Source organism: Ahrensia kielensis DSM 5890 (assembly GCF_000374465.1).
GTDB classification, from domain to species: domain Bacteria; phylum Pseudomonadota; class Alphaproteobacteria; order Rhizobiales; family Rhizobiaceae; genus Ahrensia; species Ahrensia kielensis.
Window position 1 is genome coordinate 1,005,624 of the sequence record NZ_KB894528.1, and the last position, 17,001, is coordinate 1,022,624.

Consider the following 17,001-nt stretch of genomic DNA (forward strand, 5'->3'; position numbering starts at 1 on the left):
CCTTAATCCCCGTCCAACGAAGAGAACCCAGAAGAAAGATTGAACGCAGGCGACAATTGTTCCCGCAGGATTGTTTCGATGCTTCTGCCGACAATATTCACATAGCTAAACTTATCATAATCATCCGCATTAACAGCGATATCAGCCGTGGGTTTGTTGATCGCTTTTAAAGTCCGCGCTGCATTATCAAACTCAAAAAACACGCTGTCGGCCGTCCTGGTTACATCGCCTTCTAACGCTCCGGTTAAATCAGCTGCACGCATAATCGCATTTAAACCTGCAAAGTTTGACGCGATAATATTGACCGCATTATCGGAACGCCAAAACAGAGCTGACTTTGGTTTAGCGCTGTCAAAACCATCATCTAAAAATGGTTGAATGCGTTGTACGCTAACAATCTCTAACCCGCCGCCGACAATCTTAAACAAGGCAGATAGTTGCTCGCGGTCATCACGGAAAAGCGGATTGGTGTCAGACGGATTTTGCCAAAGCGTTGAGATCGCCTGCGGGCCGTCATCATACCATGCCGCCTCAATCTCCCCCGTCACATTAGCGATATTCTCTGTAATTGCCTGCATATATTGGCATCGTACCGCGCCAGCGTTAGAGGTCAACGCTGCACTGTCATCGCCAAAAAGAATAAACTCAAGCGCGAGCAGTCCTTGCACAGCCACGCTTTTTTCAGACAAGCCTGCAGCATCAAGTGCCGTTTCATCACCGCTGCGCACAATAAAGCGCACCTGCTTTAAGCCACGTCCACGACGATCCGGCCAAAACAACATGCGTTCCAACCTGTTATCCTGCGCGAGCGGACCAAGGCGCAGCAATTCCACCTGCCCCCAATCTTTAACAAGCGCACTAAACTCATCTCTGGCAGTATTAAGCGCAACTGCGTTAGGCTTTTCGCAAAGCACATTGGCGGCAGCATGCATGGTATTTGCGCGTGCTTTCAGTGCCGTTGTCGCTGGCCTAATGTAATCGGCAATCACATCACGCACGATATCATTCGCATCGCGGGCAAAAGCCCCCTGCACTGTGCCTGTTAAAAGAGCGACAGCGACGATCAACCCGGTAAACGCAATACGCATATTAAAGGCTCTCCAAAAATCCGATAAGTGCTTGCCTATCGGTTTTATTCATATCGGCAAATGCTTGCTTGGCATTTTCTGCCTCACCGCCATGCCACATGATCGCTTCAGTTAAATTTCGTGCCCGCCCATCATGCAAAAAGAATGTGTGGCCGTTTACGGTTTCCGTTAGGCCAAGCCCCCATAGCGGCGGCGTACGCCATTCACGTCCATTCGCAACGCCAACCTGCTGTCCGTCCGCAAGCCCCTCGCCCATATCGTGAAGCAACATGTCTGTATATGGCCAGATCAATTGAAAAACTTGCGCTTTGTCATCCGTATCACGGCGCGTTACAAATTTAGGTCGGTGGCATGAAGCACAGCCAGAACCATAAAACAGCTCTTTGCCGCGCAAGACGCCCTGATCTTCCACATCGCGGCGTGCAGGTACTGCTAAGTTCTTTGAATAAAACGTCACAAGCTCGAGAACAGGGTCAGGTGCTTCGGTATTCCCGAGCCGTTTTTGCACACCTGTTGCCATAGCCAAACAGGCTTGCTGGCGCTGTGTGCAATCACCAAAAGGTTTATCAACATCAGGCGATGAAATTCCTATATCGCCCGCAAATGCTGATGCAGACTGATGGCGCACAGTCGGATTTTCTGCCTTCCAGCCAAAGCGGCCTAATGTTAGCTCACCCGTGACCGGCATTCGCGCAATCGCGTATTTTCCGGATATGCCATCGCCATCCAGATCTTCAGGGTCCGCATTTTTGATAATATCAGCAGGGTGAATGGCCTCAAGCAGCCCAAGCCCTATCATTGGCGGAGCGATCCGCGGCGATAAAGTCGTATCCTTATGCATCGGACCATAGCCAAGATCGGAAACAGAATAGGTTGGCATTCGAAGTGAGACTTCGGTGCCATCTTTAAGCTGCACCAACTGCTCTTGATAGTCGATGACCATATGGCCTTCAGCTGTAAGACCTGGCACTGCCAAATCTTGCAACTGCCCACCATAGACAGGATCAGGAATGGTCGCAGAAACATAATTATTCAGCGCTTCTATTTCTTCTGCAGTGCTGCCTGATTTGCCAAGGCGCAAAAACATAGACGTTGCATCATCATCGCCTTCGGGTGGATGCCCGCGACCATCTTTTAAGTGGCAACTCTGGCATGCACGCGCATTAAAAAGCGGCCCCAAACCATCCGATGCTTGTGTCGATGAAGGCGATGACACCCACAATTTTCGAAACAGCGCATTGCCAAGTTTGAAGGTTTGCTCATCCTCAAAAGTTAGATTGGATGAAAATTGTGAAAAGGCGTCGCGGTTTGCAACTTTCGTTGACGTTGCCGCGCCGCCTTGATTGGTTTCAAAACGCTCCGCTTTTGAAAAGTCTAAAGTCGGCTTTGTAATTTTCTCAACCCGTTGAAGATCTTTATCTGAAAGATCGTCACGCACAGTTGAAGAAAAATCATAATCAGCACTTTGTGCAGATACAGGCATGCCGACAAGTATACAGCACAATCCAATTCGGAAGCGTTTTAGTAACAATTTTACTCAGCCTCATCCGCAGAAACAGCATTAAGAAGCCCATACTTCTCTTCGCCAATTTTGCTCATCAAATCGAGTTGCGTTTCGATAAAGTCAATATGACCTTCTTCATCGGCAATGAGTTCTTCAAACAGGTTTTTGGAAACATAGTCGCCAGCTTCTTCGCAAATTTCACGAGACTTTGTGTAGCTTGCCCAAGCTTCTTTCTCACCTGCAAGGTCAGATTCAAGCACTTCTTTGACATTTTGCCCAATGCGCAATGGCGCAACAGACTGCAAATTTGGGAAACCTTCCAAAAAGATAATACGCTCAACCAGCTTGTCGGCATGGTTCATTTCTTCAATGCTTTCTGCGCGCTCTTTATTGGCAAGTTTTTTAAAACCCCAATCATCAAGCAAACGATAATGAAGCCAATATTGGTTCACCGCACCAAGCTCTAAAAAAAGCGCTTCATTCAAACGCTCAATTACTTTTTCATTGCCCTTCATCAGGCCACTCCTTATTTGAAAAATGTCCTGAATAGCTTACGCCAAATCCAACGAGAATGTCAGGCCGCAAAATGTTGCATTTTGCTTTTTTGGTTTATTAATTTGAAAGTTTCGAAGCGATCGTGCTCGTGCTTAATACGATCAAGCAGGCAAATTATCTCGGCTTCTGGCGATTGTTGCTCACGGTGCCACTGCGCACTCACTTCAACAATCACGCCAATCGCATTGGGAAAACATCCACAGCATTTACCGCGCTTTTGCAAAGCATGATACACCTTGCCAACCGTAATTAACTGCCATGCATCATCATCAAGGAAGCCGCGAACGACTCCCTCAATGTCATTTTTTGAAATGTAGTTACAACTACATACGATCATGATTGATCAGATCCTATTGGAAAACAGCGTCTGGGCTATCGAGGCTATCTGAACCTTCAATCTCAAGTTCGCCAAGTTCAAGCGCTGCAACCGCACGTTCAATTGAGCGTGTCTGAGAAACCAAACCATCAATCGCAGCCTGAACAGCTGCATTGCCTTCGGTATTACCTTCACTAATCATCTGGTCATAGGCTTCACCGTTTTCGGCACGTTTCGCCATTGTCTGCATAAGCGATACAGTTTTGCTGAGTTTTTCTTTCAGCTCAGCATCAACACTTGCGTCTTTAGCGGCAACGAGCTCAGATATAGACGGACCTTCTACTTTTGATCCATCAACACGTGTATAGCTGCCATTGTACACATTCTGAATACCAACCGCATCATACAGGTGAGAGTTGTGCGTATTATCAGAAAAACAATCATGCTCTTCTTCAGGGTCGCCCAAAAGCAGACCGAGCTTCATACGCTCACCAGCAAGCTCACCGTAAGATAATGAACCCATGCCTGTTAGAATAACAGAAAGCGCATTTTCAGGGTTTTCAGTAAGTGTTGCGCGCGCCTCACCTTCCGTTGTCCAGTTGGCAACCATCTCTTCAAGGTCCGCAACAAGCAGATCAGATGCAGCCGCTAAATATTCGCCGCGGCGGTCACAATTACCATTCGTACATTCATCGCCTGACGCATAATCAGTCCATGAGCGCGCACCGGCGCCCGCATCATTACCGTTAAGATCTTGACCCCAGAGAAGAAATTCAATCGCGTGATAACCAGTCGCGACATTGGCTTCCACTTCGCCGGCTTCCTGCAATGTCGAAGACAAAAATTCAGGTGTGATCGTTGATGCGTCAATGGTCTCGCCGTTAATAGCAATTGATTTATTCGCGATTACATTTGCAGCATAAAGCGCATTTTCATCGTTTTCAGCGCCGTATGAAGCGTCGACATAGTCAATCAGACCTTCATCAAGCGGCCAAGCATTCACACGGCCTTCCCAGTCATCAACAATCGCGTTTCCAAAACGGTAAACTTCCGTTTGTTGATAAGGAACACGTGCGGCCAGCCAAGCTTCTTTTGCCGCAGCAAGGTTTGCTTCTGATGGTTCCGCAACAAGTGCATCAATCGCTGCGTCCAGTTTCTTTGCTGTTGCGAGAGAATCTTCAAACTTCGCCAAAGCAATATCAGCGTAAGTCTTGGTAACTGCTTCTGCTGTCACTTCTGCAAATGCTGTCGAAGTGAAGAGTGCCGTGGAAGCTGCAAGCATTGCAATTCCGGTAATCGAGCGTTTCATTAGTCGTTCCTTTTAGTGAAAAGTCGGTGGCGACACATCGTTAAAACGATGCGCTGCTGTTTTTGCGTGATGGTTTAAAATCGATGTGAGAACTTCTGAAGGGATTGGCATCAATATCTTTGCTGCGCCTTTCAAAATGAGCGCGAAAGAACCCGCTGCCATAACAACTTCGTCGCAGCGTGTCGGACAGCTAAGCGCACTAAGACAAAGCTCTACAGCCTCATCATCGCCGTTTTGAATACCGGAGATAAGACCAAGTATCATTGTCTCATCCGTGCAGATATTCGGCGTATTGGTTGCAAACATATGAAGCGGGCATTTTGCACATAGCCCTAACGTATGAAGAAAATCTGCCATTGCCACAAAAGCTGGACGCGAAAATTGCGCACCAAGAATTTCGCGGTACAGATCATTCGCCGCGTCCATAGGAACAGGTGATTGCGTCACGACGCTCTCTGTCCAATGTCGATAGCCCTCCAACACTAACCGCTCTGGCGGACGGCTGAGATATCGATGTGCAATAGTGTGTGTTTGTCCCTGCATTTGCAGAACCGCCATATAACCTGACTAATTTTGTCCGATTAAACATGTCAAAAAACATGTGTCAAACACTCAAGTTTAAAACGATTCTAAACTCTGCGTTCAAGCAGAGTGCCCGAAGCACCAAATAAATATAATTTATCATGTAAAATCAATAAATTAAGCTCTCAACAATTAAAACAAAAGCAGACCAACGGCATCATTTTTCAATTGAGATTATTTAATTTTCTTCACAGATTGAGCGCAATTTCGCGTGAATCAACAGGCTAAAACTTAAGAAAATAGTTTTTCTAACTCACTAAGAGCGGCCAAAGACGCGTCTCTACTGTCCTGAATAGCTTTATGGTTTTCAACAGTTATTGCCGCAAGCAATTCGCCAAATCGCTCATTGGCTGCGGCGAAAAGGACAGATTGCTGACCGCTCCGAATATTGTCCGGTAAAGCTGACCTCACCAAATGCCGATAGGTAATTGCAGTAGACTTATCGGCTGAAGTAACACCGCAAATCATCTCGCGGGCCAGATCAATTTTAGCGGCAGACATCATGGTTTCGTGTTTTCGTGTTGGTTAAACAGCAGCGATTCACTACCATAACAACCGCTACAACACAGTCCGCCTACAGCCAACTCCTATTGTGCAGTTCGCACGTCAAATATTGATGCGGTTACTTTTTCAGTGTCACGCCGCTGTTTGTATCAAAGAGATGGAACTCGTTTTGATCCAGAATAATGCCAACATCCTTATCAGCTTCAATTGATGTTTGTCCGTTCAAATGAATTGTTACTGGCGTTCCATCAGCTGCAAAAGTGTAAATAAAGGATTCGCCGCCAAGCTGCTCCGTATTGCGCACTTTCACGACAATATCTGACTTTGCTTTGGTGCCAACAGTCAAATGGTTAGGGCGAAAACCAATCGTTACCTTGTCGCCAGCTTTTACATCAAAACGCTTTGCATCAAGCTTGATCGCTTTACCGTCAGTCGGTTGGAAAGAAATCTTACCAGCCGTAACACCCGTCACCTCACCCGTTAGAAAATTCATTTTAGGCGAACCGATAAAGCCGGCTATAAACATATTGGCTGGATTATTATAAATTTCGAGCGGTGCACCATATTGCTCGACAAGCCCTAAGCGCAGAACAGCGATCTTATCAGCCATCGTCATCGCTTCAACTTGGTCATGCGTGACATAAATCATCGTATTGCCAAGACGCTTGTGGAGAGCCGAAATTTCGCCGCGCATATCAACACGCAATTCGGCATCAAGGTTTGATAATGGCTCGTCAAAGAGGAAAATTGATGGTTCGCGCACAACAGCGCGCCCGATAGCAACACGTTGCCGCTGCCCACCAGACAAATCTTTCGGCTTTCGATCCAGCAATTCGCTAATTTGCAACATGGTTGCAACTTCACCGACTTTTTTCTCAATTTCCGGTTTTGGTGTTCGAACATTCTCAAGACCAAAGGAGAGATTTTCGCGCACCGACATATGCGGGTAAAGAGCATATGATTGGAACACCATTGCCAGCCCACGGTCGGCAGCAGGAATATTGTTCACCACTTGGCCGCCAATCGAAATTGTACCGCCAGTAATTGGCTCCAAACCTGATATCATCCGCAACAAAGTCGATTTCCCGCAACCCGAAGGCCCAACAAATACACAGAACTCGCCCTGCTCTATACTCAGATCGACACCTTTGATCACATCTGCTGCGCCATAAGATTTGCGCACATTACTCAGAACCAGATGAGACATTTATTTACCCCCGGTGGACGCGATTCCCGTCGCGATATATTTTTGTAAAAAGGCGAACACAATTGCGATAGGCAACAGCACCAACATTGTCATGGCAAGCAGATTACTCCATTGCGTATTCAGATCCCCCTGAAACGCATTCAGTGCCAATTGTAGTGTGAAATTATTGCTGTCTGACAAAACGATCAAAGGCCACAAGAAATCGTTCCAACGCCACATAATGGCTAGAATGGCCAATACTGCAATTGCTGGCGCACTAAGCGGCAAAATTATGCGCCAGAAGATCTTCCACTCACTGGCTTTATCCATGCGCGCTGCATCAAGAATTTCATCAGGAATGGTCAGCATATATTGGCGCAGTAAAAACACACCAGTTGGCGTAGCTGCGCCTGGAATAATAACCCCCCAAAGACTATCCGTTAGATAAAGCTCTTTAGAGATCAAAAACAACGGCACCAAAACCACGGTCTGCGGAATCATGAGCGTGCCAATCACAAGTGCCAACACAACGGTTCGGCCTTTGAACTGATATTTGGAAAGAGCAAACGCCGCCATGGAGTTGACAATCAGCATGATAATCGTCGCCGTCGCCGTGATAAACACGCTGTTCCACAAATAACGACCGAAATTAAACTTCTCAAAAAGCTCCGTATAGTTTTCCGTAGCCAGGCGGAAACTTTCGATAGGTTCGCGCTCTTTGATATTGATCTTCAAACGCTCATCAGGCACCGCCGGATCAACCATCTGAGCAATAATACCAATACGCCGAATTTGAGCGAGGGTTTTGCCTTCATGCTCACCGCCTTTAATACGGTAAAGCGGCAATGGATCATCATATCCATCAACGACGATTGTTTCTTGCGCCATAGGCAACAACCGCGGCGGAAAGCGCAACAAATCAGCCTCCGTCTTAAAAGATGAGAAACCAAGCCAAATAACAGGCAGGAACATCAACAAAACACCGCAGAACAGATAAAAGTAAGACAGCCAATCGGTCCAGTGCAGACCACCTAAACCGTTACCGCGTGTTCGTGTAAGAAATTTAACAGGATTAGCCATCAACGTTCTTCCTGTTTGCCCAGAGTTGCGCAAATGTGAGAATTACCAGCACTATCGCCAACATGATTGATGCAGCCGATGCCAAACCAAACAAGCGCGGCGTTCCAGCAAAGCCCGTATTATAAATATATTGAATGATAAATGTGGTCGCAGAACCCGGACCACCACCTGTGAAGGCAAAAATCTCGTCAAAAGTCTGCACGCCCTTAATCAGCGCCAGAACCAGTACAACAAGCATGGTCGGCATTAAAAGCGGCAGCGTAATGCGCCTGAACACCCGCCAAGGCGACGCGCGATCCATCATCGCCGCTTCATATACATCGCGCGGAATCGCTTGCAAGCCAGCCAGCAAGATTAGAGTGTAAAAGCCCATATGCGCCCAGATGGACAAGAACACAGACCAGCCAAAGGCCCAACTTGGGTCAAGCAGCCAGTTAAAACTATCAAGCCCTACGGCTTCAAGCCAAGCGTTCAAAACGCCTTCCCGCTGCAAAATCCATTTCCAGATAAGCGCCACCACAACAGGTGATAGAAGCACAGGAAAGAAGAAAACGCTGCGAAAGAACCCGCGCGCACGAATTTTGCGGTTAAGAACAATTGCGGTCAGCAGCGAAAATCCGACCATTAACCCAACCTGCAAGATCACAAATAAAATCGTATTGTGAACAGCGCGCCAGAAGAAGTCATCGCGACAAGAATTTGGATCAAGATAACTACTGCAATCCAACAGATAATCGAAATTACGGCTTCCCACATAAGGGCGATCGGCAAGCAGAATGCCATCACTACCAGTAAAGGAATAAACGAAATTGATTATGACGGGCAAAAAGGCAAATAGCCCAAATAAAATAAGATTCGGTAGAAGAAACAACCAAGCAGGATTTTTTAAACCCAATATATCCTGCATCCACTTCATCGGAACTTCGATCAAGCGCATGAGCGGATTTAGCACTGCGAGCATCTAGTTCCCTCCCGTCGAACTGTTTGCAATATATTTATGTGCCGCCGATATCATTAATATCGGCGGCACAATAGTGTTACTTGGTTTCAGCAAGAGCCTGTTTTAGGTCTTCTTTTGCACGATCCATAGCTTCTTCCACTGTGAGCTCGCCAACAATTGCCTGCGTGATACGTTCAACTGAAATGTTGAACATTGCGCGGTTGTTCTTGTAGCCTTGATAAGCATAGGCAACAGGCGAAATCTTGGAAACTTGCGCGCTCCAAGCATTAAGAGCTGCAGCAGCTGCAGGTGATGCATCCGAATACTCGACGCCTTTTGCAGCAACAGCCGCATGTGCAGGAATGTTTTTCGTCTTAGCAGTCATTTCTGCATAGTTGGCTTCTTGGGCAAGATAATCAATTGCCTTCGCGACCAATTCAGGATGCTCAGTTGAAGCAAAACCAACGATACCAGCTCCACCCGGCATGCCTGTACATCCGCCAACGCCACATGGTGTGCCAACGACTTCCCAGTCAAACGCATCGCCAATTTGTTCGTCCATTTTAGCAACTTGCCAGCTACCAGAATAATAATACACCAACTGTCCATTGATGAACTCTTTATCCGCAGCTTGATAAGCTGAACCGCCAGTGCTGGCCCATACATCACGCGCCATTGTGCCGTCATTATTCCACTCAACGAACTTCTTCACATAGGTTGTGAAGCCTTCATCAACGAGAATACCAACGCCATTTTCATCAAGAAGCTTAGCACCATCAGAAATTGCAGGCCCCGCTATGCGGTGGCCAGAACGGTCCATTGCCATAGGAAACTGTGTTTCAGTTTTCTTTGCAACATCGCGTGTTGCAGCTGCCCAGTCCTCCCAAGTTGCATCTGGACCAGGCACTTCCACTTCAGCCTGTTCAAAAAGCGTTTTGTTGATATATGCGCCTGTAATTGTCAGCTGTGAGTGCAGACCATAAATGCCTTTGTCTTCTGGGCCTTTACGGTACCAATCTAGCGTGCCGCCAAAATTCTTCTCCCAATAGGCTGCATCAACATATGGAGAAAGGTCGAGATAATATTCAGACAAACCACCAAGGTCTGTAACTTTCGCCATATCCGGCGCATCACCAGCGGCAAGCTGTACAGGCAGGCTTTCAACAATTGCTTTATATGGCACTTCATCGATTTTGACTGTAACTCCAGGATTTTCCTCTTGGAAACGGTCAAAAATCTCGCGTGCTGTAGCGCACTCTGTTCCATCGCTGGAACACATATACGTAATTTCTTGCGCAAAAGCCGTGCCCGCACTCATCGCAAGGCCGGATATTGCAGTCGCTGATGCGAGCAATAGTTTCATTGAATTCATAGACATCTGGTTCCTCCCTTTGTGTCTATTCGAGTGCCAAGATTAGCTTGTAATCGTTGGCGCCCATCCATCATAGAAGGCATCGCCTTCTGTAATCGGTGCCTGCACTATCGCGCAGCTTCGAGCAGATTGATACATCATTGATACAATTTCAAGTGACCTTATGCCATCTTCGATAATTACTGCATTTTTACCATCATTTTGAAGGCAATCTGCCAGTGCTTCAAAGAAACCAGCAAAGCCTGAATGCACAAAATCAACCTTTGATACTATTGCATCAACTTGATCTTGTGTCACACGTCCACGAGCTTCGAAAGTCCATTCATCTTCAGCTGGATTATAAGGCGATGTACCACTTGTCGCCGTTAGGTTTTCAAACACAAACCTTAATCTTGAAGTATCCTTTGCTGCACCAAGCGTGATTGAGCTCGTTGCTAAAGCACCGCTCTCCATAACAAATGAAATGGACGCACAGTCTTCAACCTCAATGTCATTAACCCGCGTATCAACGAAAGCATTCACCTTTTTCACACCGCCGAAGATTGCACAAAGAAGATCATGATTATGAATGGCATGGCCAAGAATAGCGCCGCCCCGCTCGCCTTTCCATGTGCCGCGCCAAGGGTTGGCATAGTAATCGGCTTCCCTGTTCCAATGAGTTTCAATACTGGCAACCAGCGGTTTGCCTGCAAGCTCAATCAAAGCTTTAAGCTTTGAAATCGCAGGCCCAAAACGATATTGGAAAACCGGAAAAAGCATTTTGCCATATTTAGCTGCCTGCGCTGCAAGCAAATCTGCCTCTCTTAGAGAATTAACAAGCGGTTTTTCGCACACCACATGCTTACCCGCTGCAAGTGCCTTCATCGACATATCAAAGTGCAGATGCGGCGGCAGACAAATATCAATTAAATCAATATCTTCACGTATTAAAAGTGAATCAAAATCTGAGGTAACAGAAATGGCAGTGTCGCCCCCCGAAATCTCTCTCGCGCGCGCTTCATCAATATCACAAATATCGCTGACCTGAAAACGGTCCGGCAAAGCACGATAACCAGCAAGATGCTCACGCCCAATTCCAGCGCCTATAATTGCTACTTTGAGAACCTTACTCATTGAGTAGCATCCGCCATTGCTTGAGCTTTTAAACCCAGTTCCATGACCTTGAAACAATGCGCTTGGCTCATGGCTGTTTCAGTACGGTTTTCAATGTCTGCAACCAAACGAGAGAAATATGGATATCCTGCATCTGAAGCATCAATATACTCACAGCGATCCTTGTTCACGAGATAGACATGATCTGTGCCTTCGCTGCGCGCCACATCAACATATTTGCGCAATTCAATATAGCCCTCTGTGCCAAGAATGGTCAGGCGCCCATCACCCCATGTCGGCAATCCATCAGGATTATACCAATCCACACGAATATAGCCGTGGCCTTGGTCGCTGCGCAGTGCAACTTCACCAAAATCCTGCAATCCTTTATCAGTTGGATTTGCATAATTGGCTGCACTCGCCATTGTCACTTTTGCATCAGTAGAACCAGTAAAGAACAAGAACTGATCGATCTGGTGCGAAGCTATATCGCAAATGATGCCGCCATATTTTTGTTTGTCGAAGAACCAATCAGGCCGAATATCACGGTTCAAACGGTGCGGCCCCATGCCGATGGTTTGCACCACTTTGCCAATCGCACCTTCAGCAACCAGTTCTGCAGCTTTGGTAACGCACGCAACTTCAAAACGCTCTGAATAATTGACCGACCAAATACGGCCTGTGCGCGCGACACATGCTTTAATGGCTTCCAGCTGTTCCATAGTCGTACAGCCAGGTTTATCGACCATGACATCCTTGCCAGCTTCCATCGCTTCAATGGCAAGTGCCGCACGATCAGATGGAACTGCTGCGATCAAAACCAGATCAATGTCTGGGTTCTCAAGAATTGCATTGCGGTCACTAAGACGCACGGCATCTGGAAAGCGCTTTTCAAACCCGTCTAGAGTTTCTGGATTTCCATCCGTCCACCAACCGACAAATTCAGCACCAACATTCATCATGTTTTGTGACATGCCGTAAATATGACGGTGATCGAGACCCATTGCAGCAAATTTGATCGTTTTAGCCAACGGAACGGCTCCTATAAAATGTTGTTAGTTGTTATCTTGAACAGTGACAGCGCATTTTTCAGTCGATGATTGAACGATCGCATCAATGAGATTGTGAACGCTTAGCGCTTCGCGTCCAGGACAAATGGGGGCTCGCCCCTCATTCAATGAATCGACAAAATCTTCAATAATACCGCGGTGCCAATCATGCGTGAACGCCATCGGGTCCGCTCCGCCGCCAGTACCACCAGCTTCGCCAATCACTTCCTCGCGTCCATCACGCCACTTGATTGAAAGCAGACCGGACTGCAAAGAAACCGCTGCTTTTTCAAATTGAAAAGACAATGATTCCGCATCACCAGGATAAAGTGCCGTGCTCGCAAGGATTGAACCTATCGCACCATTTTCATATTCGACACCGGCAGACACATGGTCTTCTGCTTCCATCTCATGCAAGGCACTTGTTCGCGCCATTGCCTGAACTGATTTTGCTTTACCGGTCAAACTCAGCATAAGATCCAGCGCATGAATTGCCTGACTAATTAAAACACCCCCGCCATCACGCGCATAAGTTCCGCGTCCCGGCTCATCATAATAGGATTGTTCACGCCACCACGGAATACGCGCTTCCACAATATGCAGCGCACCAAACGCGTTCGCATCCATCAAAGTTTTTAACTTGGTTGAGGATTCTCTTACGCGGTGCTGAAAAACAATACCGAGCGTAACATTTTGCGTTTCGCACAGATCAACAAGGCCAGCCGCAGCGACGCTTGTGCGCTCGACCGGCTTTTCCATCAAAATATGCTTGCCTGCCTGGGCCAGCTCGCCAATGATTTCTTCGCGCGCATTTGGCGGCGTTAAAACAATAGCAAAGTCTATAGATGCATCGGAGCAAATCTCTTCGATACGATCATAGGGGTGAATTTTGTAGCCGAGTACATTCTGCGTCGAATCTGCAAATTTTTGTGCAGAATCTTTGCTGCGTGTCAAAATACCCGCAACGTCAACTTTACTAGCAAGATCGGCCAAAGCTAAAAGATGCGTCTTAGCGACCATGCCTCCGCCAATAATGACTACCCTTCTACGATTTTGGTCTTTATCGATTGTCATAACGCCTCTTGTATACAAGTATATCGACTCTCAATAACACCAAAAAGATGGAAAAAACAATTAGGTTTTCATGACATGTACAAATTGGCTATTAGAAATATTTACAATATTTTTGGGCATGAATAATAAGTACACTTTGCATCATATAAATTACATGCAAGATTAAAACTGAAATGGAGAAACAAATGAGCCAGCCTGATACTTGGTTTGAAACTAATAGATGTTTTATTGGCGGCGCATGGCGTCAATCCCATAGCAGTGAAACGATTAATCTCATCAACCCTTCTGATGGTACGGTAATTTGCGATATAGCTGCAGGATCTTCTGCTGACATCAATGATGCCGTTACTGCTGCACAGTCTGCCCTTGATGGTGAATGGGGGAAACTGACAGCACCAGAGCGCGGACGTTTTCTCTTTAAGCTAAGTGCTTTGATTCTTGAGAACACTGAACGACTGGCTAAGCTTGAAGCTTTGGACGTTGGTAAGCCTCTTAGCCAAGCACGTGCAGATGTGTTGGCACTGGCGCGTTATTTAGAATTTTATGGCGGCGCTGTTGATAAAATTCATGGCACAACCATCCCTTATCTAGATGGATATACTGTTTATACGCTACGTGAACCCCATGGTGTAACGGGACATATTATTCCGTGGAATTACCCTATGCAGATCATCGGCAGATCAGTAGGCGCAGCCTTAGCAATGGGAAATGCCTGCGTATTAAAGCCAGCAGAAGAAGCATGTTTAACAGCACTGGCATTTGCTGATCTTGCAAGACAGGTTGGCCTTCCCGCAGGCGCACTCAATGTCGTTCCCGGCCGTGGCAGCGAGGCAGGTGCAGCACTCAGCAGTCATAAAGGTGTTCACCACATTTCCTTTACCGGTTCGGTGCCTACTGGCCGCGCAATTCAGGCAACCGCTGCACAAAATGTTATACCAGTGACATTGGAGCTGGGTGGCAAATCACCCCAGCTCGTCTTTGAAGATGCAGACCTTGATGCAGCACTGCCTTTTCTCGTTAATGCAGGCATCCAAAATGCAGGCCAAACCTGTTCAGCTTCTTCACGTATTTTAGTGCATCAAAGCCTATATGATGAAGTCGCTTCAAGAATGGCAAAACGTTACTCTGCATTGAGAGTTGGCCCAGCTATGGCAGACCTTGATCTTGGCCCAGTCATCTCTGCGCGCCAAAAATCAATCGTTGAGGGGTATCTTCAAAAAGCAGGCGATCTGGAAATCATAGGAAAAGGCAAGATAGTCGAAGACGCTCCTCAAGGCGGCGCTTATATCGCACCAACATTATTGTCTGGAGCATCGTCAGAACATGTTCTGGCACAGGAGGAAATATTCGGACCTGTGCAAGTTATAATTCCGTTTCAAGACGAAGAAGAAGCGGTCGCGATAGCCAATGGCACAGATTTCGGGCTTGTTTCTTCTGTCTGGAGCGAAAATGGTGCGCGCCAAATGCGCCTTGCCAAACGCTTGCGCAGCGGCCAAGTCTTCTTGAATAATTATGGTGCTGGCGGCGGCGTAGAATTACCCTTTGGCGGATCAGGCCTTTCAGGCCATGGCCGTGAAAAAGGGTTTGAAGCCCTATATGGATTTTCAACATTAAAAACAGTCGCAGCACGTCACGGATAGGAATTACCCATGCGAATGAAGAATAAAGTCGCGATCATTACCGGTGGAGCATCAGGTTTTGGCGCTGGTATTGCACGAAAATTTGCATCCGAAGGGGCGCAAATAATGATTGCCGATCTCAATATCGATTTGGCAAATGAGCTGGCCGGTGAACTTGGCCAAAGTGCGCGTGCAATTAAAACCAATGTTGCCGATGATCAAAGCGTTGCAGCAATGGTAGAAGCAACACTCGAAACCTATGGAAAAATCGACGTATTGGTCAACAACGCAGGCACCACCCACCTGCCCGCACCTTTGGATGAAATTACCGAACAAGATTTCGACAAGGTGTTTGCCGTCAACTGCAAGTCTGTTTTCCTAACGGCTAAGCACATTGTACCGCACATGAGGAAAAACCAAGCAAGCGCAATTCTCAACGTAGCATCAACAGCCGCCGTTAGCCCGCGCCCGCGCCTCAGCTGGTACAACGCATCCAAAGGCTGGATGAACAACGCCACCAAAAGCATGGCGATAGAGCTCGCGCCTGAAGGCATAAGAGTGAACGCGATCAATCCCGTTGCCGGTGAAACACCGCTACTCAAAACCTTCATGGGTGAAGACACCCCTGAAATGCGTGCTAAATTTCTCTCCACGATTCCTATGGGACGTTTTTCAACACCAGAAGATATGGCCAATGCCGCAATTTATCTTTGTTCGGATGAATCCAGCATGGTGACTGGTGTATGTATGGAAGTTGATGGAGGGCGTTGCATCTAAAGCAATTCAGCAAAAGCTTATAGCGCGTTAGAAATTATCTTTGCGCTTGCGAATTTCAGTAAATACCGCCTCGTCACTTTGATTTTCCATTCCTAAAGTGGAACGGATTTTCTCATCATCAGGGCGCAAAAATGGATTGGTCGCCAGCTCCGTTTCCAATGTAAAAGGAACGGTCGGCTTGCCCTTTTCACGTAGCTTTGCGACTTCTTCAGCGCGTTCTTTAAGCCCTTCATTCTCCGGATCGACACTTAGTGCGAATGTCGCGTTCGCAAGGGAATATTCATGGCTGCAATACACAGTCGTTTTTGCGGGTAACTTGGCTAGTTTTTGCAAGCTGCTCCACATCATTGACGGCGTACCTTCAAGAAGACGCCCGCACCCCAGCGCAAACAATGTATCGCCGACAAAGATGATGTCATCATCGGGCAGATAGAAATTGATCATGTCCAGCGTATGCCCAGGCGTTTCAAGAATTTCGATCTTTCGGTTCGCAAACTCGATTTCATCGCCCTCATTCAGAAGAACGTCTAATCCGACAATCGCTGTGCTTTGCTTACTTGGTCCAAAGACTTTTGCTTTTGTTTCCTGCTTAAGTTTTGCCAAACCATCAGTGTGATCCCAGTGATGGTGCGTGATCCAAATCTGGGTGATGTTCCACCCTTTGGACTTAGCCGCATTCAAGTAAGGATCGGCATCACCTGCATCGATAGCAACTGTATCCCCACTTTCAGGATCGTGAATCAGCACGCCATAATTGTCTTTATAATAATCAAACTGATGAATTTGCAGAGAGGTCATGGCTATTTCCTAAATAAGATCTGGCACTAAACTAAGATTTAGAGAAAATGTGCGCTTATCAACGGGTAATTCGCAATATTGACACAAAGTAAGATCATCCGGTTTGCGTCATGGACCTAACTGGTCCTATACGACACATCATTACAAGTAGATAAC

Annotated in this window: 17 protein-coding genes; 2 read left to right on the top strand and 15 right to left on the bottom strand. The window is 46.9% G+C overall.

Annotated elements, in window-relative coordinates:
- Nucleotides 1-2: 2 nt before the first annotated feature.
- From C504_RS17235 to C504_RS0105165, 14 genes are all read right to left on the bottom strand, one after another.
- On the bottom strand, nucleotides 3-1,088 hold the full coding sequence (locus tag C504_RS17235; protein ID WP_018688231.1) for an imelysin family protein: 1,086 nt from the start codon (nucleotides 1,086-1,088) through the stop codon (nucleotides 3-5).
- Between the two features lies 1 nt (nucleotide 1,089).
- Nucleotides 1,090-2,571 (bottom strand): di-heme oxidoreductase family protein, encoded by a 1,482-nt coding sequence (locus C504_RS0105105; RefSeq protein ID WP_018688232.1) that lies wholly within the window; start codon nucleotides 2,569-2,571, stop codon nucleotides 1,090-1,092.
- Between the two features lie 50 nt (nucleotides 2,572-2,621).
- Nucleotides 2,622-3,107 carry a bacterioferritin gene (gene bfr / locus C504_RS0105110; RefSeq protein WP_018688233.1) on the bottom strand — a complete coding sequence of 162 codons (486 nt, stop codon included), beginning with the start codon at nucleotides 3,105-3,107 and terminating at the stop codon, nucleotides 2,622-2,624.
- A 59-nt stretch (nucleotides 3,108-3,166) separates the two neighbouring features.
- The gene (locus C504_RS0105115; protein WP_018688234.1) at nucleotides 3,167-3,484 is read right to left on the bottom strand and encodes a (2Fe-2S)-binding protein; all 318 of its coding nucleotides are present in this window, start codon (nucleotides 3,482-3,484) and stop codon (nucleotides 3,167-3,169) included.
- 13 nt (nucleotides 3,485-3,497) lie between these two features.
- Nucleotides 3,498-4,772 carry an imelysin family protein gene (locus C504_RS0105120; RefSeq protein WP_018688235.1) on the bottom strand — a complete coding sequence of 425 codons (1,275 nt, stop codon included), beginning with the start codon at nucleotides 4,770-4,772 and terminating at the stop codon, nucleotides 3,498-3,500.
- Between the two features lie 12 nt (nucleotides 4,773-4,784).
- Nucleotides 4,785-5,315 carry a hypothetical protein gene (locus C504_RS17240; protein WP_041951587.1) on the bottom strand — a complete coding sequence of 177 codons (531 nt, stop codon included), beginning with the start codon at nucleotides 5,313-5,315 and terminating at the stop codon, nucleotides 4,785-4,787.
- A 270-nt stretch (nucleotides 5,316-5,585) separates the two neighbouring features.
- Nucleotides 5,586-5,855 carry a hypothetical protein gene (locus C504_RS0105130; protein ID WP_026317238.1) on the bottom strand — a complete coding sequence of 90 codons (270 nt, stop codon included), beginning with the start codon at nucleotides 5,853-5,855 and terminating at the stop codon, nucleotides 5,586-5,588.
- Between the two features lie 121 nt (nucleotides 5,856-5,976).
- Nucleotides 5,977-7,065 carry an ABC transporter ATP-binding protein gene (locus C504_RS0105135; RefSeq protein WP_018688238.1) on the bottom strand — a complete coding sequence of 363 codons (1,089 nt, stop codon included), beginning with the start codon at nucleotides 7,063-7,065 and terminating at the stop codon, nucleotides 5,977-5,979.
- Entirely contained in the window at nucleotides 7,066-8,124 is a 1,059-nt protein-coding gene (locus C504_RS0105140; protein WP_018688239.1) for a carbohydrate ABC transporter permease, read from the bottom strand.
- Nucleotides 8,117-9,085, bottom strand: a complete 969-nt coding sequence (locus C504_RS0105145) for a carbohydrate ABC transporter permease (protein WP_018688240.1) — start codon at nucleotides 9,083-9,085, stop codon at nucleotides 8,117-8,119. The genes C504_RS0105140 and C504_RS0105145 overlap by 8 nt, the downstream gene beginning before the upstream one ends.
- A 76-nt stretch (nucleotides 9,086-9,161) precedes the next feature.
- On the bottom strand, nucleotides 9,162-10,442 hold the full coding sequence (locus tag C504_RS0105150) for an ABC transporter substrate-binding protein (protein WP_018688241.1): 1,281 nt from the start codon (nucleotides 10,440-10,442) through the stop codon (nucleotides 9,162-9,164).
- 36 nt (nucleotides 10,443-10,478) lie between these two features.
- Nucleotides 10,479-11,549 carry a Gfo/Idh/MocA family protein gene (locus C504_RS0105155; RefSeq protein ID WP_018688242.1) on the bottom strand — a complete coding sequence of 357 codons (1,071 nt, stop codon included), beginning with the start codon at nucleotides 11,547-11,549 and terminating at the stop codon, nucleotides 10,479-10,481.
- Nucleotides 11,546-12,559: a Gfo/Idh/MocA family protein gene (locus tag C504_RS0105160; RefSeq protein WP_018688243.1), complete on the bottom strand. Its 1,014-nt coding sequence runs from the start codon at nucleotides 12,557-12,559 to the stop codon at nucleotides 11,546-11,548. Before C504_RS0105160 ends, C504_RS0105155 begins: the two co-directional genes overlap by 4 nt.
- A gap of 24 nt (nucleotides 12,560-12,583) precedes the next feature.
- Nucleotides 12,584-13,651, bottom strand: a complete 1,068-nt coding sequence (locus C504_RS0105165; protein ID WP_041951496.1) for a Gfo/Idh/MocA family protein — start codon at nucleotides 13,649-13,651, stop codon at nucleotides 12,584-12,586.
- A 185-nt stretch (nucleotides 13,652-13,836) separates the two neighbouring features.
- Between C504_RS0105165 and C504_RS0105170 the strand changes: the two genes are divergently transcribed.
- Nucleotides 13,837-15,291, top strand: coding sequence for an aldehyde dehydrogenase family protein (locus C504_RS0105170; RefSeq protein WP_018688245.1), 1,455 nt, complete (start codon nucleotides 13,837-13,839; stop codon nucleotides 15,289-15,291).
- Nucleotides 15,292-15,300: 9 nt separating this feature from the next.
- A complete protein-coding gene (locus tag C504_RS0105175; RefSeq protein WP_018688246.1) occupies nucleotides 15,301-16,047 on the top strand; it encodes an SDR family oxidoreductase in 747 nt (248 codons plus the stop codon).
- A gap of 27 nt (nucleotides 16,048-16,074) precedes the next feature.
- Here C504_RS0105175 and gloB read toward each other — a convergent pair whose 3' ends face one another.
- On the bottom strand, nucleotides 16,075-16,845 hold the full coding sequence (gene gloB, locus C504_RS0105180) for a hydroxyacylglutathione hydrolase (protein WP_018688247.1): 771 nt from the start codon (nucleotides 16,843-16,845) through the stop codon (nucleotides 16,075-16,077).
- Nucleotides 16,846-17,001: the final 156 nt, after the last annotated feature.